At 69.0% G+C, this 23676-nt stretch carries 22 protein-coding genes; 4 read left to right on the forward strand and 18 right to left on the reverse strand.

Translation table 11 applies throughout. The annotated features are described in order from the left end of the window. Nucleotides 1-279: 279 nt before the first annotated feature. Both GONAM_RS02945 and GONAM_RS02950 read left to right on the forward strand, forming a co-directional pair. The gene (locus tag GONAM_RS02945) at nt 280-1194 is read left to right on the forward strand and encodes a manganese catalase (protein WP_006865286.1); all 915 of its coding nucleotides are present in this window, start codon (nt 280-282) and stop codon (nt 1192-1194) included. Nucleotides 1195-1286: 92 nt separating this feature from the next. Beyond that, the gene (locus tag GONAM_RS02950; RefSeq protein ID WP_006865287.1) at nt 1287-2003 is read left to right on the forward strand and encodes a hypothetical protein; all 717 of its coding nucleotides are present in this window, start codon (nt 1287-1289) and stop codon (nt 2001-2003) included. Here GONAM_RS02950 and mce1N read toward each other — a convergent pair. From mce1N to GONAM_RS02995, 9 genes are all read right to left on the reverse strand, one after another. After that, nucleotides 1985-2647, reverse strand: coding sequence for a transport-regulating membrane protein Mce1N (gene mce1N, locus GONAM_RS02955; RefSeq protein ID WP_006865288.1), 663 nt, complete (start codon nt 2645-2647; stop codon nt 1985-1987). The two genes, GONAM_RS02950 and mce1N, sit on opposite strands and share 19 nt — an antisense overlap. Beyond that, the gene (locus tag GONAM_RS02960; protein ID WP_006865289.1) at nt 2644-3087 is read right to left on the reverse strand and encodes a hypothetical protein; all 444 of its coding nucleotides are present in this window, start codon (nt 3085-3087) and stop codon (nt 2644-2646) included. Before GONAM_RS02960 ends, mce1N begins: the two co-directional genes overlap by 4 nt. After that, on the reverse strand, nt 3084-3980 hold the full coding sequence (locus GONAM_RS02965; RefSeq protein WP_006865290.1) for a hypothetical protein: 897 nt from the start codon (nt 3978-3980) through the stop codon (nt 3084-3086). Before GONAM_RS02965 ends, GONAM_RS02960 begins: the two co-directional genes overlap by 4 nt. Before the next feature lie 64 nt (nt 3981-4044). After that, nucleotides 4045-5022, reverse strand: coding sequence for a porphobilinogen synthase (hemB, locus tag GONAM_RS02970; protein ID WP_006865291.1), 978 nt, complete (start codon nt 5020-5022; stop codon nt 4045-4047). 72 nt (nt 5023-5094) lie between these two features. Further along, nucleotides 5095-6777: a bifunctional uroporphyrinogen-III C-methyltransferase/uroporphyrinogen-III synthase gene (locus tag GONAM_RS02975; protein WP_006865292.1), complete on the reverse strand. Its 1683-nt coding sequence runs from the start codon at nt 6775-6777 to the stop codon at nt 5095-5097. 49 nt (nt 6778-6826) lie between these two features. After that, a complete protein-coding gene (hemC, locus tag GONAM_RS02980) occupies nt 6827-7771 on the reverse strand; it encodes a hydroxymethylbilane synthase (protein ID WP_006865293.1) in 945 nt (314 codons plus the stop codon). Further along, complete coding sequence (locus GONAM_RS02985) at nt 7768-9144, reverse strand: glutamyl-tRNA reductase (RefSeq protein WP_006865294.1); 1377 nt, start codon at nt 9142-9144, stop codon at nt 7768-7770. The genes hemC and GONAM_RS02985 overlap by 4 nt, the downstream gene beginning before the upstream one ends. Beyond that, a complete protein-coding gene (locus GONAM_RS02990) occupies nt 9141-9968 on the reverse strand; it encodes a redox-sensing transcriptional repressor Rex (protein ID WP_040535200.1) in 828 nt (275 codons plus the stop codon). Before GONAM_RS02990 ends, GONAM_RS02985 begins: the two co-directional genes overlap by 4 nt. Nucleotides 9969-10122: 154 nt before the next feature. Next, complete coding sequence (locus tag GONAM_RS02995; protein WP_040535244.1) at nt 10123-10377, reverse strand: glutaredoxin family protein; 255 nt, start codon at nt 10375-10377, stop codon at nt 10123-10125. Between the two features lie 174 nt (nt 10378-10551). Between GONAM_RS02995 and GONAM_RS03000 the strand changes: the two genes are divergently transcribed. Continuing rightward, nucleotides 10552-11781 (forward strand): HAD family hydrolase, encoded by a 1230-nt coding sequence (locus tag GONAM_RS03000; protein ID WP_006865297.1) that lies wholly within the window; start codon nt 10552-10554, stop codon nt 11779-11781. Nucleotides 11782-11842: 61 nt separating this feature from the next. Beyond that, on the forward strand, nt 11843-14212 hold the full coding sequence (locus tag GONAM_RS03005; RefSeq protein WP_006865298.1) for a thiamine pyrophosphate-binding protein: 2370 nt from the start codon (nt 11843-11845) through the stop codon (nt 14210-14212). A 7-nt stretch (nt 14213-14219) separates the two neighbouring features. On the opposite strand, the gene GONAM_RS03010 is transcribed toward GONAM_RS03005, so the two are convergent. From GONAM_RS03010 to GONAM_RS03045, 9 genes are all read right to left on the reverse strand, one after another. After that, the gene (locus tag GONAM_RS03010; protein ID WP_006865299.1) at nt 14220-15383 is read right to left on the reverse strand and encodes a zinc-binding dehydrogenase; all 1164 of its coding nucleotides are present in this window, start codon (nt 15381-15383) and stop codon (nt 14220-14222) included. Nucleotides 15384-15415: 32 nt separating this feature from the next. Next, the gene (locus tag GONAM_RS03015; RefSeq protein ID WP_006865300.1) at nt 15416-16426 is read right to left on the reverse strand and encodes a lysophospholipid acyltransferase family protein; all 1011 of its coding nucleotides are present in this window, start codon (nt 16424-16426) and stop codon (nt 15416-15418) included. Nucleotides 16427-16935: 509 nt separating this feature from the next. Then, nucleotides 16936-17988, reverse strand: coding sequence for an NAD-dependent epimerase/dehydratase family protein (locus GONAM_RS03020; protein WP_006865301.1), 1053 nt, complete (start codon nt 17986-17988; stop codon nt 16936-16938). 251 nt (nt 17989-18239) lie between these two features. Beyond that, nucleotides 18240-18341 (reverse strand): 30S ribosomal protein bS22, encoded by a 102-nt coding sequence (locus GONAM_RS22325; protein ID WP_003402602.1) that lies wholly within the window; start codon nt 18339-18341, stop codon nt 18240-18242. Nucleotides 18342-18656: 315 nt separating this feature from the next. Continuing rightward, nucleotides 18657-18890 (reverse strand): helix-turn-helix domain-containing protein, encoded by a 234-nt coding sequence (locus GONAM_RS03025; RefSeq protein ID WP_005194237.1) that lies wholly within the window; start codon nt 18888-18890, stop codon nt 18657-18659. Between the two features lie 187 nt (nt 18891-19077). Continuing rightward, on the reverse strand, nt 19078-19938 hold the full coding sequence (proC, locus tag GONAM_RS03030) for a pyrroline-5-carboxylate reductase (RefSeq protein ID WP_006865303.1): 861 nt from the start codon (nt 19936-19938) through the stop codon (nt 19078-19080). 6 nt (nt 19939-19944) lie between these two features. Further along, nucleotides 19945-20805 carry a thioesterase family protein gene (locus tag GONAM_RS03035; protein ID WP_006865304.1) on the reverse strand — a complete coding sequence of 287 codons (861 nt, stop codon included), beginning with the start codon at nt 20803-20805 and terminating at the stop codon, nt 19945-19947. 64 nt (nt 20806-20869) lie between these two features. Next, nucleotides 20870-21781, reverse strand: a complete 912-nt coding sequence (locus tag GONAM_RS03040) for a sugar phosphate isomerase/epimerase family protein (protein ID WP_006865305.1) — start codon at nt 21779-21781, stop codon at nt 20870-20872. Further along, complete coding sequence (locus tag GONAM_RS03045; protein ID WP_006865306.1) at nt 21778-23604, reverse strand: Rv0497 family membrane protein; 1827 nt, start codon at nt 23602-23604, stop codon at nt 21778-21780. The genes GONAM_RS03040 and GONAM_RS03045 overlap by 4 nt, the downstream gene beginning before the upstream one ends. Nucleotides 23605-23676: the final 72 nt, after the last annotated feature.

A 23676-nucleotide genomic window follows, 5' to 3' on the forward strand; every position in this document is an offset into this window, starting at 1 on the left:
GCAGTGTTTTGTGCGCCCGTGTTTGGAAAGTGGGCAACTCGGGCACCACTGCCCCGACGCCGCGGTGAAGACACCGGCGCGGCGCTACCGAACGATCGCGCAACCGTTCGACCTTCACGGTCGACGCTTGCCGCGAATCGTCTTGGGAACCAAGCACGCTCGTCGACGCCTGGGTCCGCGACCGCCACGGGACCGCCGCGATCAACGTCGATCGCAGACACCGAGTCCTGCCGGGCCTCATCCGCCGGCGGCTACACCACGACGACCGTCAGGGGAATCATGTTCCGCCATACCGATTACATGCAGTTCGACGTCAAGCCCGAAAAGCCCGACCCCGTCTACGCGCGCAAGCTGCAGGAACTGCTCGGCGGCGCCTACGGCGAGATGACCGTGACCATGCAGTACCTCATGCAGGGCTGGAACTGCCGCATGAAGGGAAAGTACAAAGACCTCATCATGGACATCGCGACCGAGGAGATCGGTCACGTGGAGATGATCGCCACGATGGTCGCCCGCCTGCTCGAGGGTGCACCGGTCACCGACGCGACCGCGAACGCACTCGGTGATCCCGTGGTCGCAGCGGTCCTCGGTGGCTCCGACCCCACCCAGGCCATCTTCTCCGGTGGCGGCCCGCGCCTCGCCGACAGCAACGGTGTGCCCTGGAACAGCGGGTACATCACCCACAGCGGCAACCTGCTGGCGGACTTCCACGCGAACGTGACCGCCGAGGCACAGGGACGGGTACAGACCGCCCGCCTGTGGCACATGACCGATGATCCCGGCGTGAAGGACATGCTCCGGTTCAACCTCGCCCGCGACACGTTCCACCAGAACCTCTGGCTCAAGGCCATCGAAGAGCTCAAGGAGGACGGTCTGGAGGGCACCATCGCCCCGGACGACCTGTTCGACGAGGAGTACAGCGAGCACGCCAGCACGCTGTGGCATTTGTCCGACGGCGCCGACTCGGACAAGGGCGGCTGGGCCAGCGGTCCCACCCCGGACGGGCAGCACGAGTTCAAGTTCCTCGCCGACCCGCAGCCGCTCGGCGACCGTCAATCCGGTCCGCCGCCGGACCCGAAGCTCTACGCGACCTACGATGGCGCCATGGGAGACCCGCAGAAGCCGCAGTTCGGCACTGAGAAGGGTGTCATGGGCAAGATCAAGGACGTCGTCGATCCCGATCCGACCGGCTAGAAACCCGTCGTCGGTACGGCAGGCCGCGGACTCCCGAGGGGTTCGCGGCCCTGCCGTGTCGTCGGCGGTGCCGCTTCATCTACGGAGGTGCCATGCCTGACCTGCCAGATCTCATCACCACGCCGTTCCGCTGGCTCGGTGCCCTACGGCACGCCCGCGTGTTCCATCCGGACGGCCTGCTCTGCGGCGGCACGGCGTCGGTCTCCGGCGACCATCCGCTGCCCTTCCGATCCGGACCGGTCACGGTCCGCCTGTCGAAGGGCATCGGCACCCCGGGCGGCCTGCCCGACATCGTCGGTGTGGCCGTGCGGTTCCCCGCCGTGGCCCCGACGAACGCCCCCGCCGAAGCTCCCACCCCGGACGTCACCGGCGACGCCGCCTCCGGCGCCTGGGACCTCCTGATGGCCGGGCCCGCACCGCTGTCGGGTCGCCTCCCGGTGCCGCTGCCGGCCACCCACTGGGCCCCGACCGCCGTGTCGAGCCTGACGCCTTACCGCTACGACGGCGAGCTCTACTGGATCCGTGCCCGCATCATCGAGCCGACCGGGCCGTCGGGGCTGAATGTCGAGGATCTCGCCGCCTGCCTGCGCACCAAACGGCCGGTCGTCATCATCCTCGAAGCCGGGTTCGGACGATTCGTGCCACTGGCCCGGATCGAACTCGATCACGTCCTGACCGGGCTCGACATCGACTTCGATCCGATCCTGCACCGTCCCGACGGGGTCGAGTTCGCGCCGTCCTGGCTGGGCGACCTGCGCCGCCGCGCTTACCGCGACAGCCGCAAGGGACGTCACTCGGTGGTGTCCTGACCCTCCACGGGATCTTCCGGATCGGCCTTGCGGGATTCGTCCTTGCCGATGGAGGGCTTCTTCGCCGACGGCGGTAGACCCATCCGAACGGCGGCGTGTGCCTGCGTGAGTTCGCTGCGGAACACCTCGACGTCGCGCGCCCAGGCCTGGGCGAGATCGCCGGAGGTGAGCCGCACCCCCACGCCTTTACGGCGCCGCGGCACCCCGTGGAGTTCACCAAGCGCACGAGCGCTCTCCCAGTCCTCGGGTGTCGCGGAGTTGTTGGGCGGATAGATCTTCTCGATGTCGGCGAGCGGCGTCGTCACCGCCCCTTGCCGCAGCGTCGTCTCGGTGAGTTCGACGGAGACGTGGCGTCGGGCCGCGGACACCTGGACGAGAGAGAAGCCGAACAGGATCACCAGGAAGATGATGAGGACCGGCCAGTGCACCTGTCCCGGGCCGGCGATCTCCATGATCAGGACGGCGAGGACGAGCACGGGTCCGATGAGGACCACCCACCTGCTGCCGCCGGGTTCGTAGAAGAGAACCTCGCCCGGGTCCACTTCCGCTTCGGCCGCTTCGGCCTCATCCGGTTCGGCCGCCTCGGGTTCGACCGGGTCGACCTCGTCGCCCGGGTCGGCTGGGTCCGGGGTCTCGTCGGTCACGGCTTCTTCTTGCGCGGCGTGCGCTGCTTCTTGGGTTCGGGCGCCTTGCCGGTGTACCAGGTCTCCGAGTCCGGTCGGTAGGCCAGCAGCGAGCCGAACAGCCCGATGATGCCTGCCAGCAACGCCAGCGCGAACACCGGCGAGCCGAGACCGACACTGAGGAACAGCAGCATCGCGACGACGACGAGGGTCAGTGCCGACAACGACGACCGCCAACGTGCGTCACCCGTGAACGCCTTGCTGCCCAGCAGGATGTAGGCGACACCGACGATCAGGACGAGGATGCCGAGCGTCGCCGAGGACATCGACCCGGAGTCGTCGACCGCGGACAGGATCACCACGAGGAGACCGAGCACGGCCAGGAGTGCTCCCGACACAACCCAGCACCGGTAGGCCCAGACGACGAGTTTCGGACGCTGTGCCGGGTCGGGACTTGTCACTGCTTCTTCGGTCCTTCGCTGTCGGGGTCGGGGTTCTCGTGCTTGCGGAGGTCGGGTGTCCCACCGCGGTCGGCACCGGATGAACTGTCACCATACGGCGTGTCACCGGACTGCGCCCCCGGCTGTGACGGAGATCCGTACGGATTCGGGGTCGTCTCGGGCGACGCCGGAGACTGGTTGTGGCCGTATGGATTCTGACCGTATGGCCCCTGCCCGTAGGGATTGTCCCCGTACGGATTCTGACCGTAGGGACCCTGGCCGTAGGGGTTCTGGCCATAGGGGTTCTGGCCATAAGGGTTCTGGCCATGAGGATTCTGACCATAGGAATTCTGGCCGTACGGGTACGGGGCTGCGGCGGGCGGGACGGGCCGCGGCTTGCGTTCCTCCGCCATGCGCCGGCAGTACTTCTCGGAGTCACCCCGCATCAACAGCACCGTCGCGCCCAGTGCGGCGACGCCGCTGATGACCAGCGGCACCATCGCCCACGCCGGCTCGGTGTCGCCGAACAGCGAGAAGACCAGGTTGACGACGATGTAGACGCCCATCGCCCCCAGCACGATGCGGGCCCAGTTGTAGCCCTTGCGGGTGAACCAGACGACCAGGGCGGTGATCGCGGTCAGGAACACCGACATCGCGACGAGGACGCCGACGACGAAACCGGACGAGGTCATGAACTGCAGCTGATCCTCGGAGACACCCTGCTGCGGGTTGTCGCGGATCTGATCGCGGACCATGTCGACGAAGGTGCCGGTCTGGGCGAACAGCGCGACGATCTGGCCGACGACGACCAACACCCACAGCTCGACGGCGATGGAGATCGAATCCGGGATCGCCGGGCGCTGCTGCGCGTCGGGGTCGGACGAGGCGCGCATCGGGTCGAACGGTGCGGACATGGCACCAGCCTAATCGGACGCGACCCCGGCCCCGTGCACGCGTCCCGGAGCCGCTGCGGTCAGCTCAGGAGAGCCGGTTCGCGACCTCGGTGGCCCAGTAGGTCAGGATGACCGACGCGCCGGCACGGCGGATCGAGGTCAGCGATTCCAGGATCGCGGCGTCGCGGTCGATCCAGCCCCGCTCGGCGGCGGCGGTGATCATCGCGTACTCACCGCTGATCTGATACGCGGCCACGGGGACGTCGCTCATCTCGGCGACGTCGCGCACGATGTCGAGGTAGCTCATGGCGGGCTTGACCATCACCATGTCGGCGCCCTCCTCGAGATCGAGGCGCACCTCCCGCAGCGACTCGATCCGGTTGGCCGCGTCCTGCTGATAGGTCCGGCGGTCCCCCTGCAACGACGAACCGACCGCCTCGCGGAACGGACCGTAGAAGGCCGACGCGTACTTGGCCGAGTAGGCCAGGATTCCGGTGTCGGTGAAGCCCTCGGCGTCCAGTGCCTCGCGGATGGCGGCGACCTGGCCGTCCATCATCCCGCTCGGCCCCAGCAGCTGGGCGCCGGCGCGTGCCTGCGCCAGCGACATCGACACGTAGCGGTCGAGGGTCACGTCGTTGTCGACGCGCCCCCGACCGTCGAGCACACCGCAGTGCCCGTGATCGGTGAACTCATCGAGACACGTGTCGGCCATGAGGACCGTCGAGTCACCGAGATCGTCGGTCAGCGCACGCAGGGCACGGTTGAGGATTCCGTCATCGGCGTCGGCACCCGAGCCGGTCGCGTCCTTGTCCTCGGCTCGCGGCACGCCGAACAGCATCAGCCCGCCGACGCCTGCTTCGACGGCCTCGGCCGCGGCGGTGCGCAACGAGTCCATCGTGTGCTGGACGACGCCGGGCATCGACGAGATCGGCTTCGGCTCGTCGATGCCGTCGGCGACGAACATCGGCAACACGAGTTGCCGTGGTGCGAGAGTGGTCTCGGCGACCAGCCGCCGCATCGCCGGCGTGGTGCGCAACCGGCGGGGTCGGATCATCGGTGCCATGTCGTCTCCTTCGTCTCACGGCCCTTCGAGGCTCGTCGCTATCGCTCCTCACACCTCAGGGAGCAGAGGAGCTCACGAACGCGATCGACGGGACTTCTTGCGCGGCGGGGGCAGTGCGCCCTCGGCGCGGAGCCGGGCGGCGTGCTCGGCGAGTGCGTCGACCAGTTCGAGGACCGACGCGTTCTCCGGCTGCACGTCGACGCGCAGACCGAATTCCGTTGCGGTCTCGGCGGTCTTGGGACCGATGCACGCGACGATGGTGCGCGCGTGCGGCTTTCCGGCGATGCCGACGAGGTTGCGGACCGTCGAGCTCGAGGTGAAGCAGACCGCGTCGAAGCCGCCGGTCTTGATCATCTCGCGGGTCTCGGCGGGCGGCGGTGCGGCGCGCACGGTGCGGTACGCGGTCACGTCGTCGATCTCCCAGCCGCGGTCGCGCAGACCCTCGGACAGGGTCTCGGTGGCGATGTCGGCGCGCGGCAACAGGACTCGGTTCACCGGGTCGAAGACGTCGTCGTAGGGCGGGAAGTCCTCGAGGAGCCCCAGCGAGCTCTGCTCACCCGACGGCACGAGCTCGGGGTTGATGCCGAAGGAGCGGACCTTCTCCGCGGTGGCCTCGCCGACGCAGGCGATCTTCACACCGGAGAAGGCGCGGGCGTCGAGACCGAACTCGGCGAACTTCTCCCACACCGCGCGAACCGCGTTGGTGGAGGTGAACACGACCCACTGGTAGCGGCCGTCGACGAGTCCCTTGACCGCGCGCTCCATCTGCGCGGGACTCCGCGGCGGCTCGACGGCGATCGTGGGCACTTCCTTGGGGATCGCGCCGTGGCTCACGAGGCGGTCGCTCATGTCACCGGCCTGGTCCTTGGTGCGCGGCACCAGCACGGTCCAGCCGTAGAGCGAGCGCGACTCCCACCAGGAAAGCTTGCCGCGCGAGCCGACGACCTTGCCGACGGTGACGACCAGCGGACCGGTCAGCGCATTGCCCTGCTCGTTGAGCGTGGCGAGGGTGGCCTCGATGGTGCGCTGGGCGCAGGTGGTGCCGTTGATGGTGATGGCCGCCGGGGTCTGCGGTGCCATCCCGTGCTCGGTCAGCGCGCTCGCGGTCTCGGCCAGGTGGCCGGAGGTGGCGTGCAGGACCAGCGGGCCCGGAGCGGCGGCCAGCGCGGCCCAGTCGACCTCGCCGCGCACGTCGGCCTCGGTGTGGGTCGACCCCAGCGGCATGCCGGCGTAGCTCGGGACGACCGAGGCGGCGGGCAGGCCCGGCAGCACCTCGAAGGTCACCGAGTGGCGGGCCACGGCATTGACCTCGGCGAGCACCGAATCGGTGGTCAGCGGATCGCCGGCGACGACGCGGACCACGTCGTCACCGTTGCGGGCGGCGGCCACGAGGGTCTTGGCGACCTCGGTCGGGTCGCCGAGTGCCGGGCGCACCACCGACTCCTCGTCGGCCTTGTCGGCGTCCGGGGCGGGTGCGGTGGTTGCATCGGCGGCGTCGGCGCCTGCTGCATCGGCACCGGCCTTCTCGTCCGCCTTGTCGGCCTTCTTGGTCGACCGGCGGGTGTTCGGTGCGGGTTCTTCGCGATGTGCGCTGCCGATCAGCGACACCACGGCGGCCGGGACATCGGGATCGATGTAGGCCGTGGTCGCATTGATGATCACGGTGCGCGCCCGCACGGTGAGCAGGTCGGGATCACCTGGACCCGACCCCACGAACAGGATCCGTCCGGGATTTGCCTTCTTCGTACGGCTCATGGGTTCGCACTCTCCTGCCCCCGCGTGGAGGGCTGCAGTTCGTTCTCTGCTAGGGAGAGTTGACGAGTTCGCCCGCTCCCAGCTCCAGCAGTTCGGCGGCGAGATCATTACCCAGCTGGACGGCCCGATCGACCGGACCCACCACCGAAGCGCGGATCACATCGGATCCGTCCTCGGCCGCCACTGCCGCGCGGAGCGACAGTTCGGCGAAGATGCGCCCGTCCTCGTCGATCGACTCCACCACCTCGGCGATCGCTCCGACCGGCGCGGTGCACCCGGCCTCCAGGGCCGCGAGCACCGACCGTTCGGCCTCGATGGCCGCCCGGGTGGACTTGTCGTCCAACTCGGCGAGTATTCTCACCAGTTCGGCATCGTCTGAGCGGCACTCCACAGCGAGAGCACCCTGCGCCGGAGCCGGCAGCATGACGACCGGATCGAGCGCTTCGGAGACCACTTCGGTCCGTCCGATCCGCACGAGGCCGGCGCGGGCGACCACGACTGCGTCGAGTTCGCCGCTGGCGACTTTGCCCAACCGAGAATCTAGGTTGCCTCTTAGGGGGCGGATTTCCAAACCGAGACCCAATGCCTTAAGCTGTGCCGCCCGGCGGGGCGCCGAGGTTCCGATGGTCGATCCCGGGGGCAGTTCCCCGAGCACCAGCCCGTCCCGGCTGACCAGCGCATCTCGCGGGTCCACACGGGTCGGGACGGCCGCGATCGTGAGGTCGTCCTCGGGGGCCGTCGGGAGGTCCTTGTAGGAGTGCACGGCGACGTCGACCTCGTCGTTGCGGAGCGCGACGCGGATGGCGGTGGTGAAGACACCGACGCCGATCTCGGCGACCGGGGCGGCCGAGGCGTCACCGGCGGTCTTGATGATGACCAGTTCGGCGGGGTGTCCGGCGGCGGTGAGGGCGTCGGCGATGGTCTGCGACTGCGTCCTGGCCAGCAGGGAACCCCGCGTACCGATCCGGATCGGCGCGGTTCGGGTTTCGCTCATCGGTCACCCTGCTCGCCGGCCGCCTCGGTGGTCCCGATTCGATCGGGCGCCGAAACCGACTCTGCCGCACCTGGTTTGAGTTCGAACAATTCGCGCAGGGCCTCCGCATAGTGGTCGCCGTTCGGCGTCGACGCGAGCTGCTTCACGCGCACGGTCGGCGCGTGCAGCAGCTTGTCGACGACGCGTCGGACGGTCTTGGCGACCTCGTCGCGCTGGTTGTTCTCGAGGTCCGGGAGCCGGGTCTCGAGGCGCAGGATCTCCGCTTCCACGACGTCGGCGGCGCGCTGACGCAGTGCGGCGACGGTCGGGGTGACCTCGGCCTGGCGCTGATGGGTGAGGTAGTCGGCGAGCTCGGCGGCGACGATCGACCGGGCGGCGAGGGTGTCGTTCTCCGCCGCCTGGGTCTCGGAGTCGCCGCGCAGACCTTCGATGTCGACGACGTGCACGCCGGGCAGGCGGGCCGCGGCCGGGTCGACGTTGCGTGGGAGTCCGAGGTCGCAGATCACCATCGGGGTGGTGTCGCCGTTGCGGTTCCGCTCGGCGAGAGCCGAATGCACCGCACCGACGCTGACCACCGAGCCGACCGCACCGGTACAGCTGACGACGACGTCGGCGGCGGCCATCGCGGCCGGCAGCTCGTCGAGGCCCACGCCGTGCACGGTGATGCCGTGGTTGGCGGCGATGTTGTCGGCGAGGTGGCGGGCGTTCTCGACCGTGCGGTTGACCACCGACAGCTCGGTGACGCCCTCACGCGCCAGCTGGGCGGTCGCGAGGCCACCCATGGCACCGGCGCCGACCACCACCGCGGTTCGCAGGCGGTGCGCCCCGGTCGCCGGGTCGGTGAGCAGCGACTTCGCGCGATGCAGCGCCACGGACACGACCGACGCGCCGGCCCGGTCGATGCCGGTCTCGGTGTGCACCCGCTTGCCCACGCGCAGAGCCTGCTGGGCGAGCTCGTGCAGGACGCGGCCGGCCGAGTCGTTGGCGTCCGCGCTCAGGTAGGCGTTGCGGATCTGGCCGAGGATCTGCTGCTCGCCGACGACGAGCGAGTCGAGACCGGCGGCAACGGTGAAGAGGTGTTCGACGGCGGCCTCGGAGTAGCGCACGTAGGCGTGCCGGGTCATCTCGTTGACGGTCATGCCCGAGTGGTCGCCGAGTACCTCGCCGACCGCCTCGAGAGCCGGGTGGAAGGCATCGACGACGGCGTAGATCTCGACGCGGTTGCACGTCGAGACGACCATGGCCTCGGAGATCGCCCGTGACGACAGCAATTCGTCGACCAGCTTCGGACGGTCGTGGTCGGAGACCGTCAACCGCTCGAGCACCTCGACGGGCGCACTGCGGTGCGACACCCCGAACAACAGAACACTCACGCTGTCACCGTTTCTTCACCCATTGCTTTTCCGCGGCGTCGGTCGGCCGCCTTCACCTCGCGAGGCACACCGACGGCGCTGCGTGAGGAGATCTTGAGGTCGTTCCGCGGGGCCTGCGAACTGCCACGAGAGGCCTGGAACGTCAAAACCTGTAGTTCCAAGGCTAGATCAACTTGTCTGACGACGACATCCGCCTCCGTCGTCAGCGCCACCGGGGTGACGTTCAGCACTTGCCGTACGCCCGCCTCGACGAACGCGTCGAAGGCGTCCCGGGCGTCCTCGTCGGCGGTCGCGACGACCCCGATCTCCACCGCGGGCTCGACCTCGGCGCAGACCGCCGCGATCTCGGCGAGCGGGGCGATCCGCGGGCCTCCGACCTCGAGCGATGTGCCCACGAGGGCCGGATCGGCGTCGAACATCGCGGCCACCCGGAAGCCGCGGCCGAAGCCGGTGTGGGCGAGCAGGGCGCGTCCGAGCTGTCCCGCGCCGGCGAGGGCGACGGTGTGGATGCTGTCGGTGTGCAAGGTCATCGAGATGCGGGCGGTGAGACGACCGACGTCATATCCGACGCCGCGGACACCGTTCGCGGCGACATAGGAGAGGTCCTTGCGGAGGATGGCGGGGTTCACGCCGGCCGCGGTGGCCAGTTCCCCGCTCGATGCCACCAGGACGCCGCGCTGACTGAACGAGCGCAGGACGTGCAGATATGTGGCCAGACGGGCCACCGTGGGGGCCGGGATGTCGGTGGCGACCGCGGCGGCGGGCGGCGGCAGCGCGGACGCGGGAGGGTCGGCGTCGCCGGGCTTCTGACGATCGGCGCCCACGCTCACCTCCGCTTCCCTTCGCACAGCACGTTCCATCGAGGATATAACCCGCTGTGAAACTCTTCACATGGACCCTCACGGATCCACGGTCTGTGTTAAACGCAACAGCTTCTCCGCGATGGCGGATCGGTTGATGTCCCGCGATCGGAAGTGGTCAGCCGCGGCGCGCGAGGTCGGTGCGCAGCCGGGGCTCGTCGACCTCCCAGTAGCTGTGCTCGTCACCGTCGAGCAGCACCACCGGCAGCCGGTCACCGAATTCCGCACGGATCTCGGGACGGCCGTCGGCCGCGGCCCGGTCGACGTCGACCTCGGTGAACTCCACCCCGAGCTCGCCACAGATCCGCGTCAGGTCGCGACGGGCGGTCGCGCACATCTGGCATCCCTCACGGGTCAGCAGTTCCACGGTCATGGGGTCCATACTCGCAGCGCTCCCCTCCCACGATGACGCGGCCCCGGACCGGTGACGAGGACCACGGCCCGGGCGCGCCGGAACCGCCCGGCGGCGACGCTGATCGTCGTGTGTGGCCGCTAGGCTGGACCGCGCAGGCAGTGCTGGCGCCAGACGCGACGTGGGAGGTGGGCAGTGGGCAACACCCCGGGCCCGGGAGACGAACGACCCGACAACCCCTCCGACGCCCCTGTGCCCGGCGCAGCCGGGTCCGAAACCCCCGTGCCCGGCGCAGCCGGGTCCGAAACCACCGTGCCCGGTGCAGCCGGCCCCGAAACCCTTGCGCCGAGATCCGTACCGGCCGACTCCGGTGCCACCCCGCTGGACACCGGCGAGGACTGGGAGTCACAGGCAGCGCGCATCGAGTTCGACGACGACTTCGACGAGGACGGCGAACTCCACGACATCGCCGGGGACGACGAGACCCACCGGGTCACCACGTGGATCTCGCAGCGGGCCAGCGCCGCGACCGGCCGCTTCCGCCAGACCGCCCACGAACTCCGCCAGACCCTCGCCGGCGAGGCGAGCGCGAAGGCCGCCGTCGACTCGCTCCGGTTGCGCGAACCGTCCGACATCGAGCCCGGCGAACCCCCACGCGACCTGACCGCGGCCGCCTTCTTCGACGTCGACAACACCCTCGTCCAGGGTGCATCGATCGTGCATTTCGCTCGAGGTCTCGCCGCCCGCAAGTACTTCACCTACGGCGACATCATGGATTTCGCGTGGACCCAGGCGAAGTTCCGGATCACCGGCAAGGAGAACGCCCGCGATGTCGCCGAGGGCCGGGAGAAGGCACTCTCGTTCATCGCCGGACGCCCGACCTCGGAGCTCGTCGAACTCGGCGAGGAGATCTTCGACGACTACATCGCCGACAAGATCTGGCCGGGCACACGCGCTCTGGCACAGCGCCACCTCGACGCCGGTCAACAGGTGTGGCTGGTGACCGCGACGCCGGTGGAGCTCGCGCAGACCATCGCCGACCGGCTGGGACTCACGGGTGCGCTGGGGACGGTCGCCGAGAGCGTCGACGGCGTGTTCACCGGGCGGCTCGTGGGCGACATCCTGCACGGGCCGGGCAAGGCCCATGCGGTGCGCGCACTCGCCATCCGCGAGGGCCTCAACCTCAAACGCTGTACCGCGTACTCGGATTCGCACAACGACGTGCCGATGCTGTCGCTGGTGGGCAAGGCCGTCGCCATCAATCCCGACACGGACCTGCGCGACGTCGCCAAGGTGCGTGGATGGGAGATGTACGACTTCCGGACAGCACGCAAGGCGGCGAAGTACGGTGCCGGTACCGCCATCGTGCTGGGCGCCGCCGGTGGTGGTGCCGCGGCCGCCGCACGGCTGCTACGACACCGCTGAACGACGCCTCGTCGCGACGTCGGTGACCACCCGGAGAGACCCCATCCCGGAGAGGACCACCATGACGGACGAGACCCTCGCCGATCCCCGATCCGGGACAGACACGGCCGGGACACCCGAGGCGTTGCGCGCGATCGAGCAACGCGTGCTGTGGCTCTCGACGTCGATGATCCACCACGCCAACCGGGTTCGGCCGAACCCGTCGGGACTCAAGGTCGGCGGACACCAGGCGTCGTGCGCCTCGATGGTCTCGATCATGACGTCGCTGTGGTTCTCGCAGTTGCGTCCGGGTGACCGGGTCTCGGTCAAACCCCATGCGTCACCGGTCCTGCACGGCATCAACTATCTGCTCGGCGGGCTCGACGAGTCGTATCTGACGACACTGCGGCAGTTCGGCGGACTCCAGTCGTATCCGAGCCGCACCAAGGACCCCGACGCCGTGGATTATTCGACCGGATCGGTGGGTATCGGTGCGACCGCACCGATCTGGGGGGCGGTGGCACGCCGCTATCTCGACACCACGATCGGCGGCCCCGATGCGATTGCCGCCGACCGTCGTTCACCCACGGCGCTCGGCCGGCAGTACTCTCTCGTCGGTGACGCCGAGCTGGACGAGGGCGCGGTCTGGGAGGCGATCCTCGACCCCTCCGTGGCCGAGCTCGGCGAGATCGTCTGGATCGTCGACCTCAACCGGCAGTCCCTGGACCGGGTCGTCCCCAACATCGCCGCCGGGCGCCTGGAGGCCATGTTCGCCGCCGCCGGGTGGCAGGTGATCTTGGTGAAGTTCGGTCGGCTGCTGGAGGATCTGTTCGGGCGGACCGGCGGGTCGGCGCTGCGTTCACGCATCCTCGACATGCCCAACCCGGAGTATCAACGCTTGCTGCGGTGCGACGCCGGCGAGGTCCGCGAGCGCCTGCCCGGGTCGGGCCCCGACGCCGATGCGGTCGCCGCGCTCATCGCCGAGGTCGACGACGAGACCCTCCTGAAGGCGATCCGCAACCTCGGCGGCCACGACCTCGACGCCCTCCTCGGCGCCTACGAGCAGATCGACGACACCCGGCCGACGGTCATCCTCGCCTACACCATCAAGGGCAACGGGCTGCCGATCGAGGGCCATCCGCAGAACCACTCCTCGCTGCTCACCGTCGAACAGTACGAGGAGCTCGCGGTGTCGCTCGGCCTCGACCCGAGCCGTCCGTGGGGACGGTTCGACGAGAACACCGACGAGGGGCGGCTCTGTGCCGAGACCGCCGAGCGGCTCCGCCGCATACCCGTCGTCCCGACCGCTCCACCCGCGGTCCCGGCCGACACCGGGAAGACACCGTCGGGAACCTCGACAACGCAAGCGGCACTGGGCCGTACGCTCCTCGCCCTGTCCCGGGAGGCACCCGAGGCATCCGCCCGCGTCGTCACGGTGAGCCCCGACGTCAGCTCGACGACCAACCTGGCCGGCTGGCTGAACAAGGTGGGGGTGTGGTCGCCGAACGAACGCCGCGACTGGTTCGCCGACGACGCGGAGACGATCATGCACTGGCGGGAACGTCCGACCGGCCAGCACATGGAACTCGGTATCGCCGAGACGAACCTGGCGGGATTGATCGGCGAGCTCGGCGCCACCTGGAGTCGTTGGGGCGAACCGCTGTTCCCGATCGGCGTGCTCTACGACCCCTTCGTGGAGCGCACCCTCGAGCCGTGGTCCTACGGTATCTACGCCGGCGGCCAGTCGATCCTGGTGGGCACCCCGTCCGGCGTCACACTGGCTGCGGAAGGCGGTGCGCACCAGTCGATCACGACACCGTCGATCGGCCTGGAGCAACCCGGGTGCGTCAGCTACGAACCCGCCTTCGCGATCGACGTCGAGTGGACCCTGCTCGCCTGCATCGGCCGGCTCGGACGCCCCGACGGGACCTCGTCGTATCTGCGGCTGTCGACGCGACCGGTCGACCAGCGACTCGCCGCGGTCCCCGACGACCCGGCCGCCCGGGAACGCCGTCGACGCCAGGTGGTGGCCGGCGGATATCTGTTGCGCCGCACCAACTCTCCGCAGGTCACCCTGGTCGGGATGGGTGCGGTCATCACCGAGACGCTGGCCGCCGCCGACCGCCTGGCGGAGCAGGGCGTCGAGGCCGACGTCGTCTGCGTGACGAGCCCGGGACTGATCTTCGAGGCGCTGCAGGCCCGACGCGGGCTGGCCGACGCCGCGTCGTGGATTCTCGACCAGGTGTTCCCGCCCGGTCGCGCGGCACCGATGGTCACCGTCCTCGACGGGCACCCGCACACGCTCGCCTTCCTCACGGGCATCAACAACGTGCCGGGTGCGGCGCTCGGGGTCAGCCGATTCGGTCAGGTCGGTTCACTCGAGGACGTGTACCGCCTGCACGGCATCGACACCGATTCGATCGTCCGCGCCGCCCTCGACCTCGCACTCTGAGACATGCTCAGAGCGAGGCGATCTCGCTCATCGGATCGATCAGCACCTTCGCGTGGTGGGCGGCGGTCCCGAGCGCGTCGAACGCCGGGGCCACTCCCTCGAGTCCGACCGTCGCGGTGATCATCGGAGCGACCTCGACCTTGCCGTCGGCGATCATGTGCAGGGTCTCGTGGAATTCGGCCGGGTCGTAGCAGAACACGAACCGCAGCTCGACCTCCTTGTTGATCGCCATCGCCGGACGGAAGGTGTCCGGCTCCATGCACACACCCACCACGACGACGCGGGAGCGGAACGGGGCGTTCGACACGACGTGCTCGATCATGCCGGGGGTGCCCACGCATTCGAAGATCACCGGACCTTTCGGCGTCGCGCCGAGCCGGTCCGCCACCCGGAACAGGGAGCTCCACGGGGCCAACGGGATTCGCCGCAGAGTATGCATCGCATCGAAGGCGGTGCCGAGCAGGTCCTGCGCGGCGGTGACGTACTTCCCCTCCTGCGCGCACCGGTCGAATGGCGACTCGGCGGCCGGGTCGACGACGATGTCGGCACCGACACGGTCGGCCAGCGACCGGCGTCCTGCGGACGGGTCGCTCGCGATCACGGTGCGCACGCCGGATGCCTTGAGCATCGCGATGACGGCCAGCCCGATGGGCCCGCACCCGATGACCACCGCGACGTCGCGCCTGCCGACCTCACCGCGACGGATCGCGTGATGGGCGACGGCGAGCGGTTCGGTGAGGGCGGCGTGATCGATCGACAGCCCGTCGGGGATCTCGAAGGTCATGTCCTCGGAGACCAGTACGAACTGTGCGTAGGCTCCCGGCGCCGATGCGGTCAGACCGGTCAGGTGCGCCTCCTCGCCGTGCCGGACCATCGGTACCGCCACCACCGGCGTTCCCGGCGCCCACCGTTTGCGGCATCCGGGGCCGTAGGACACCACCTCGCCGGCGAACTCGTGTCCCATGACGACCGACTGGTCGGAGCGCATGAACGCGTCGTAGCCGACCTCTGCGGACACCTCGGCGGTCGCGTCGCAGTGCACGCGGGCGTGCAGATCGGATCCGCAGATCCCGGCCCGCAGAACACGGAGAAGCACCTGCCCCTTGTCCGGTACCGGGGTGGGAACGTCCTGGACGGTCAGCTCACCGGCTCGACACACGACTGCACGCATGCCTCATCAGTATCAGTCAGCGAGCGTCGGTGTCAGCCGAAGTAGACACTCCCGCGACGGCTCAGCATCCGGAAGAGCGTCTGCTGGATCTCTTCGCGGACATGGTCGGTGAGGTCGAAGACCACCATCGGGTCGTCGGCCGACGACTCGTCGTAGGAACCGGTCTCGATCGGGCGGCCGAAGTGGATGTGCCACTTCGACGGCAACGGAACCATGCCCAGCGGCCCGAGCCACGGGAACAGCGGCGTGATCGGGAAGTACGGCAGGCCGAGCACCTTCGCGAGCGGCTTGAGGTCGGCGAGCATCGGGTAGATCTCCTCCGAGCCCACGATCGACACCGGGATGATCGGCGCCGCGTTGCGCAGCGCGGTCGTCACGAAGCCGCCCCGACCGAACCGCTGCAGTTTGTAGCGGTCCTTGTAGAGCTTGCCGATGCCCTTGAAACCCTCCGGCCACACGGCGGTGAGCTCGCCGTTGCGCAGGAGTCGGTCGGCGTCGTTGTTGCAGGCGAGCGTCGCACCGATACGCCGCGCGACCTCGCTGATGCCCGGCGAGTCGAAGGCCATGTCGGCGGCGAGGACACGCAGGTACCGGTGGTCGGGGTGGTTGTCGCGGACGGCCAGCGAGGTGATGATCGCGTCGACCGGGATGGTGCCGGCGTGGTTGGCCACGAGCAGCGCACCGCCCTCGAGCGGCAGGTTCTCGATACCCGTGACCTCGACGCGGAACCACTTCTCGTAGACCTGCCGGAGCGCGGGAAACCACACCGATTCGGTGAAATGGGGATCGAATCCGAACTCGTCGACCTCGTACTCGCCGGCCATCCGTTCGCGGATGAAGCCCGCGGTGGAGGTCAGGGTGTCGGCGACGGCATTCCGGATGCCCCCGAGACTGAACAGCGGGCTCGACTTCGACGGGCCCCGGTGCTCGATGCCTAGCGCCTCGTCCGACAGTGCGATCTCGTCGCTGATCGGGGTGATCCTCGCGGGCGGACGGCCGAACCCATCGGTGTTGAGATGACCGAGCGTCGAATCACCGTGCATCGCAGCGGTATTCGGTCGGTGCCCCGGGCCCTGCTGGCTCGGATGCCGACGACGTCCTGAATCGCGTACGCCGCGGCGATCCGCGGAGGCGTCCGGACCGGACGGTGACGCGTAGAGCTGTATGACCTTGGCGGTACGTGCATCCGTAGCTCCGCTACCTGGCAAGGCGCTCACCCCTTGTTCCTGTCCCGTGGATCGTCCGTGTGTCGGTGAACCCCCCGCTCGCCGTTTGAACCGGGAGTGCCTGAACTACTGGCAATCGTTCCGTCACAAGTCATTCCCCCGGACCTACAGACGCAGCGCTGCGCCGTCGATGACATGAAACGCCGAACCCGAGAGCCACCGTGATCTCCCCGTGTGATCGTCAGCATGATCTCGAAGTCCTCACCCGTCGCCCGCGGTGGAGTGGCTTCCCCTGCGCGCGTTGTGGGTCTGGCGTCCAAGTCTAGAGGTTGCACCGACGTTGCGCACCCCGACCGCGACTCCTCGCACCAATCTCATCTCACAATTCACTGGAGTTGATGTGCGGCAGAGACGACACGTTGTTCCAGAGCCCGCCAGACGTCGGTCCCGATGACCGGTGTCACGCCGCTGCGTTCCACGAAGTCGTCGAGGGTTTCCATGGTCGTGTACCGCGGCACGAAACCCAGCTCGGTGCGCATCCTGGTGGTGTCCAGCACCCGGCCGTAGGTGAGGAACTCGGTCTGCGAGGAGCGGAGCTTCGCGGAGCGCAGATCCTGGAAGACGCCGGCGATCGGCGCGAGAAGACCGCTCGGCACCGGCAGTTCGACGTGCCCGACCCGCCTGATGGCCTGCGACAGCGTCACCACACCCTCGCCGGAGAGGTTGAACGTGCCGGGCTTGCCGGCGAGGGTCACGTGCTCCATCGCCGCGAGTGCGTCCTCCTCGTGCAGGAACTGCAGGCGCGGCTGGTAACCGATGACGGTCGGGACCACCGGCGCCGACAGGTACGAACCCATGCGCGTGGTGATCCGCGGTCCGAGCATCGCCTGTGGACGCACGATCGTGATGTCGATGTCCTGGCGGCGGCGCCCGAGACCCCGTACGTAACCCTCGACGTCGAGGAGATCGCGGCCGTAGCCCCGCTTGGGCTCACGGCGTGCGCGGGTCTCCTCGGAGAAGTGCGACGGGTCGTGCGCGCTGGACCCGTAGACCATCGCGGTCGATCGCAGCACGAGGCGCTTCACCGACGGTGTCCGCTGGCAGGCCGCGCAGACCTGCATGGCGCCGACGACGTTGAACTCCTTGATGGCTGCCGAGTGCGGGGCGGTGTCGGCGATCGACGTCGCGGCGTGAACCACCGTGTCGACCTCGTACGACGCCAACGCCTTCGCGATGGTGGGACGCCGGATGTCCAGACGCAGGAATTCCGCACGTCCCATCCGGCGCAGCAGGTCCTTGCGCGGCACCCGCGAGTCCACCGCCAGCACACGTTCGATCTGCGGATTGGCCGCAAGCCGTGCGACCAGGTACCCGCCGAGAAACGTCGACGCCCCCGTCACCAGGACGACCCGAGGCAACACTGCGGAGGATTCGGCCATGGCGTCGAGGCTAACGTCATCGACCCGTTTCGGCCCGCCGAGGGGCCCGGATCGAAGAGATCGGTGACGAACGACCCCGGAACCGGGTCATTCGTGTGACAAAGGACCTCAGTGCCTCCCGACAAACCCGACGCGCGCGCAGGTCTTCACCGAGCGGCGACGCCACCCCTGAAACAGCAAAAGGACCCGCCGAGGCGGGTCCGTAACAGCAAAAGGACCCGCCGAGGCGGGTCCTGGTGCCATGAGAGTGCTTATTTGCCGAGTTTGCGGCGCTGCACCCGGGTTCGACGCAGCAGCTTGCGGTGCTTCTTCTTCGACATGCGCTTGCGGCGCTTCTTGATCACTGAACCCATGGGGGCGCTTCCTCACGATTGACACTGATGTACTTGACCGACCCTGGCCTGCACTCGATCGGCTTCGTCAGTGGTCGTCGACTGGCGTCGACTACCCGGCTCGAGGAGCTCACCGGTACATCCAGGTACGCGACCACTGAGCCTACCGGGCGGTGTGTCGGATCAGGAAATCGCGGTGGCCGAAACGACCACCAGGACGGCCCACCGGCCCGGGTGGACACACCCATCTAACACAACACTCCCGGAGCGGCCTCACGGCCACCCTCGGGAGTGCTGGGTAGAACTTGCTGATCGGCGCGTCGGCCGAGACCGAACCTAGCCGGCGTCGAAGTACGACGTCTCCAGGTAGTCGTGCACCGCCTTCGCGTGCACACGGAACGAGCGTCCGACCCGAACCGCGGGCAGTTCGCCGTTGTGGACGAGACGGTAGACGGTCATCTTCGAAACGCGCATCAGCGACGCAACCTCGGCGACGGTGAGGAACTGCGACGCAGAGGTCGCATTGCTCACCGAAGCGGTCCTGTCACCAGGAGTGTCTGCAGCTGCCATTGATCACTCAACCTCCGGTGCACGCGTCGCGGCCGCAGGCTTCCCCTCCTGCGGACATCAGACACGCACGTGCTTAAAGCAGCTTAGCGTGGCAGATGTGAAAAAAGCGACGTGAGGGACCGTGATTTCTGGGATTTCTGTGACTCGACCCCAACATGCTGGGGTTTAGTCGCTTATCGACCACAAGTCATGGGGTCTCTGTTACCGCGTGTCCCGTCGTCAAACCCTCGACTTCCACTCGACGTCCGCCGCGGGCGCTGGCGGCTGCACAGGCGCGAGTGGCCTGGTAGACGGCGTGCCGGAGGCCGTTCGCCTCGAATTCTCGGATCGCCTCCGCGGTGGTACCGCCCGGGGAGGTCACGGCTGCCCGCAGATCGACCGGGGACATCCCCGAATCGCTGAGCAGGACCCCGGCACCACGGATGGTCTGGATCGCCATCTCCGACGCCTGCGCGCGGGTGAGACCCAGGCCGACGCCGGCGTCGATCATCGCCTCGGCGAGCAGGAACACGTAGGCGGGACCGGACCCGGACACGGCGGTGACCGCGTCCATCTGCTTCTCGGGCACCACGGCCACCCGGCCGACGGTCTTGAGGATGTTGACGACTGCGCTGAGCTGCTCATCGCCGACGTAGCGTCCGGCCGAGACCGCAGACATCGCCTCGTTGACGAGCATCGGCGTGTTCGGCATGACACGGATGACCGGCGAACCGGCCTGCAACGCACTCTCGTAGCGGGCCAGCGGGATGCCGGCGACGAGGGTGACGGTCACGCGCTCGCTCTCCGCGTTGTCCTCGGCCGAGGCCAGTTCCCGTAGCACCGAGTCGACGGCGTCGGGCTTGACGGCGAGGAAGACGAACTGCGCGGATTCGGCGGCCGTCTTCACGTCGGTCACCAGGACCCCGTACTCGTCGGCGATCTCGGACGCGCGGGATTCGAGCTTCTCCGCGACGACGAGATCCTTCGTCGGGGTTCCGGCGCCGATCAGGCCGGCCAGGAGGGCCTCCCCGATCTTGCCTCCACCGATGATGGCGATGCGTTCGGTCACGAATGTCTACCTTCCTGCGGGAATGAGTGCCAATTGACGGGACTGGGCGACAACTGTCCCGGTCGAGTCCACCACGAGATGATCCTCTTCGAACATTCCGGGCCCGACCTCGGTGCTCGTCGCGGCGAACCGCAGCCAGCCCGGCGCGGGATGCCGGCGCACGTAGGTGGTCAGCTGCACGGTCGGCGCCCAGCCGAACATCGCGAGGTTGAAGACCACCGGCGGCGAGATGTCGCACACCAGGACCGCGAAGTACTCGTCGGGATCGAGGCCCTTCGGGCGAATCCACCCGCGCACGAGCGGCTCACCGGTCTCGCCGCGGACCATGGGGAACGTCTCGGCGTCGAGGACGAGGTCGACCGCCGCGCCGAGGTGGTTGATCTCGGCGATCGGCGAACCGTCCAGTGAGATGCCGGTCGACGGCGGTTCGGCGGGCGTGCCGTCGAGCACGTTGGGCCCGGAGTGGTGCGGGGTGCCGGAGTCGGGGCGGGCCATCGTCACCGACGACGACACGACCGTACGACCCTGCTGCACCGCGTCGACCTGGAGGACCGTGACGGTCCGGCCGCGTTTGCGCACGGAGATCGCGAGGTCGACGTCGGCGGCGTCGGGTGCGGTCAGGTAGTCACTGGCGACGGCAACCGGGATCATCGCGGCGGCCGCGTCGGCGAGTTTCGGATCGTCGGGCGGTGTGAGGGCGCTCAGTGCGGTGCGCGCCGCCTTCGCCACGACCATCTGCAGGCTTCCGCCGTGCACCTTGGGTCCGATGGTGAAGGTGTCGTCGATGTGAGCGCGCAAGGTGATGGAGTCGGGACCACCGCGGTCCACCTCGGTCAACGCCAGTACCTCGGTGATCTTGCTGGTCATCGTCCCGCTTTCGTCGTACCGACCCCGGCGTCGGCGAATGACCGCGACGCGACGATCTCCGGCGTCAGATGTCGAGCCGGCCGGCGCTCTCGGGGTGCAGCTCCCGTTTGAGATGCTGCCGCGCAAAATCTAGCGAACGGGCGAGCAGCGCACTGCGTTCGGGCTTGGTGCGTGCGCTGCCCGTGGTGACCTCGAGCACCACCGCGCCGGCGAAGTCGCTCTCCGCGATCCGGCGACACACCTCGGCGCACGGCTGTCCGCCGTCACCGGGGATGAGGTGCTCGTCGGTGGCCGCGCCGTGGCCGTCGGCGAGATGCAGGTGGTTGAGGTTGGAACCCATGCGATCGAGCAGGTCGAGGGCGTCGACGCCGGCCGTCGCGGTGTGCGACAGGTCGAGGGTGTAGTTCGAGTAGCCGTCGTCGGTGGGGTCGATCGACTTGCCGAACGCCGAGGCGGCCAGTCCGGGCCCGCCGCCGCGCTTCTGGAGTCGGCGAACGGAGGGCTCGCGTGACCCGAAGAAGCGGTCCGCCCGCATCGGGAACATGTTCTCCACGGCGACGGCCACGCCGCTGTCGTCCTCGAGTTCACCGACGAGGTCGTCGAAGGCCGCGACGTAACCGCGCTGCCAGCGGAACGGCGGGTGCACCACGACGGTCGAGGCGCCGAGGTCTTCGGCCGCCTGCACCGAGCGGGCGAGTTTCACGACCGGGTCGCGACCCCACACCCGCTGGGTGATCAGCAGGCACGGGGCGTGGATCGACAGCACCGGGACCTGATAGTGGTCCGACAGATAACTGACGCGACGGACGTCCTGGCTGACGGGGTCGCCCCAGACCATCAGTTCGACACCGTCGAAGCCGAGGTCTGCGGCGTAGGCGAAGGCCGCCTCGGTGTTCTGCGGGTAGACCGAGGCGGTCGACAGGCCGATGGGTATCTCCGGTCTGGGGAGCGGAGGCGGCTCGGGCGGCGTCGTCACGTGGCCAGCAGCACCAGTGGACCGATGGTCACCAGCAGGCCGACGCCCAACGCGAGCAGCGTCGTGGTCAGGTCCTTGGTGCGTCGCACGACGTGCGACAGCGTGACGATCCCGAAGATGACCAGGACCGCGAGGACCAGTGCGAAGTACGGGTTCCAGCGCCACAGCTCGGTGAAGCCCCAGAACAGTCCGATGCCGACGACCAGACCCGCGACCGCCTGACCGAAGATCAGCAGCCACGCGGCGGCCGGTGACCGCTCCTCGCTCTCGGCCTGGTCGGGCCGGATCTCGTCGGGCTCGTCGACGGTGGCCGCCGGCTTCGCGGCCTGGTCCTCCGCGGACGGCGAAGTACGGGCGGCGCCTTCCGACGGCCCCTCTTTCTCATCACCGGGGGTCTCGTCGAGGTCGGCGGTCTCCGCGAGACGGGCGGTGTCGGGCTTGACCAGGTCGACGGGCTCGGATGCGGTGGTGGACTCGACCGTCTCGCTCGACTGGTCGTCCTCCTCGTCGACGACCGGCGCCGACCATGCCTCGGTGTCGTACCACTGGGCCGACGCCTGCCAGTCCTCGGTCTCGCCGGTCTCGGCGGGCCATGTCTCCTCGCCGCGGGTGTCCGCTGCGGACCCCGCGGGCGCGGCGTCCTCCTCCGGGGTCGCGATCGGCGCGATGATCTCGGTCGGGTTCTCGTCGTCATCGCGCGCCCGCGCCGCGGCGGCCCGCGCGCGACCACCGGCCGGGGCGGCATCCTTACCCGACTTCGCTGCGGCAGCCGTGGCCGCGGTTCCCGCCGCGGCGCCGGCAGATTTCCGGCTGAACAGCTTGCGTGCGAGACCACCGAGCGCCTTGGCGCCCTTCTTGGGTCCGCTCGTACCGACTGCCGGCTGAGCGCCGGTGTCGGCGTCGCCCTCCACGTCGGCGAAGTTGCGATAGGCGTCGAAGTCCATGACGTCGGAGAACCCGCCGTCGGCCCGCTCGCGCGGATCGGAACCGGAGTCGACCTCGGTGAGGTCGTAGGTCACCACGTCGTCGGATTCGACGACGACGAGTCCCTCTTCGGAGCCCTCCACGACCGGGATGATGCCGGTCACCGCGTTCGCCGACTCCTCGTCGACAGGGGCGGAGTCGCGGGGCGGGCTCATCCGCCGGGCGACGGAATCCGAGCTGAAATCACGAGTGGCCGGCGGTGCCTCGCCGAAACCGGGCATGCCGCTGGCGTTGCGACCCGTCGTCGAGAACGGACTGTCCGGGCGGGAACGGTCGGCGACCGGGCGGTCGTCGGCGGCGCGGCGCGCGACGGGGTTCCCCGACCGTGGGAACGGACCACTGGGACTCCCGGTCCCCGACCAGCCCGCGGGACCCCAGGCGCGGGGCGCGGCCGACTCCGGGCCCGAGGCCTCGGGTTCAGCGGTTTCGGTGGGTTCCGGAGCCGACGGTTCGCCGACCGATTCGGGCGTCGAGGGTTCCGGTGCCGATGCCGCCTCGGGAGCTTCCGTCTCCGGCTGCTCGACCTCGGCGACCTCGCCCCGGGGCGACTCGACCTCGGATGTCTCCACCGCGGCGGGTTCGGCCGGAGTGGTTGCCTTCTCGTCGGCGGGCTTCTCGTCCACGGGGGCAGGCGTGTCCCCGGCCTGTGCCGCGGACGCGTCGGTGATCTTCGGGATCTCGCCGGTCAGCTCGGAGACCGAGACCGAACCGTCGCGTCCCGCGCGTCGACGGCCGCGACCGTCCCGCCGCGTGGGCGTCGTACCGCCGGCCGCCTGCGAGCGCGCGAGTAGTTCCGATACCGAAATGGGTCGAGATTCGGGCTCCGAATCCTTCGACATGAAGTGGCTCTCCGTCCTCGAACGTCACCGGATGCCGGTCGAGCGCATCCGCTTGGGTACTTCTCGGCGCTC

Origin of the sequence: Gordonia namibiensis NBRC 108229 (genome assembly GCF_000298235.1) — a bacterium.
Lineage (GTDB): Bacteria > Actinomycetota > Actinomycetes > Mycobacteriales > Mycobacteriaceae > Gordonia > Gordonia namibiensis.

Excerpts from the sequence above, each read along its gene's own strand:
- GONAM_RS03025 (WP_005194237.1), bottom strand. The coding sequence starts at position 18,890 with ATGGCAGCTGCAGACACTCCTGGTGACAGGACCGCTTCGGTGAGCAAT.
- GONAM_RS02965 (WP_006865290.1), bottom strand. The coding sequence starts at position 3,980 with ATGTCCGCACCGTTCGACCCGATGCGCGCCTCGTCCGACCCCGACGCG.
- hemC (WP_006865293.1), bottom strand. The coding sequence starts at position 7,771 with ATGAGCGAAACCCGAACCGCGCCGATCCGGATCGGTACGCGGGGTTCC.
- GONAM_RS03005 (WP_006865298.1), top strand. The coding sequence starts at position 11,843 with ATGACGGACGAGACCCTCGCCGATCCCCGATCCGGGACAGACACGGCC.
- GONAM_RS03015 (WP_006865300.1), bottom strand. The coding sequence starts at position 16,426 with ATGCACGGTGATTCGACGCTCGGTCATCTCAACACCGATGGGTTCGGC.
- GONAM_RS02975 (WP_006865292.1), bottom strand. The coding sequence starts at position 6,777 with ATGAGCCGTACGAAGAAGGCAAATCCCGGACGGATCCTGTTCGTGGGG.
- GONAM_RS22325 (WP_003402602.1), bottom strand. The coding sequence starts at position 18,341 with ATGGGTTCAGTGATCAAGAAGCGCCGCAAGCGCATGTCGAAGAAGAAG.
- GONAM_RS03020 (WP_006865301.1), bottom strand. The coding sequence starts at position 17,988 with ATGGCCGAATCCTCCGCAGTGTTGCCTCGGGTCGTCCTGGTGACGGGG.
- hemB (WP_006865291.1), bottom strand. The coding sequence starts at position 5,022 with ATGGCACCGATGATCCGACCCCGCCGGTTGCGCACCACGCCGGCGATG.
- GONAM_RS03035 (WP_006865304.1), bottom strand. The coding sequence starts at position 20,805 with ATGACCAGCAAGATCACCGAGGTACTGGCGTTGACCGAGGTGGACCGC.
- GONAM_RS03045 (WP_006865306.1), bottom strand. The coding sequence starts at position 23,604 with ATGTCGAAGGATTCGGAGCCCGAATCTCGACCCATTTCGGTATCGGAA.
- GONAM_RS03010 (WP_006865299.1), bottom strand. The coding sequence starts at position 15,383 with ATGCGTGCAGTCGTGTGTCGAGCCGGTGAGCTGACCGTCCAGGACGTT.
- GONAM_RS02950 (WP_006865287.1), top strand. The coding sequence starts at position 1,287 with ATGCCTGACCTGCCAGATCTCATCACCACGCCGTTCCGCTGGCTCGGT.
- GONAM_RS02945 (WP_006865286.1), top strand. The coding sequence starts at position 280 with ATGTTCCGCCATACCGATTACATGCAGTTCGACGTCAAGCCCGAAAAG.
- GONAM_RS02995 (WP_040535244.1), bottom strand. The coding sequence starts at position 10,377 with ATGACCGTGGAACTGCTGACCCGTGAGGGATGCCAGATGTGCGCGACC.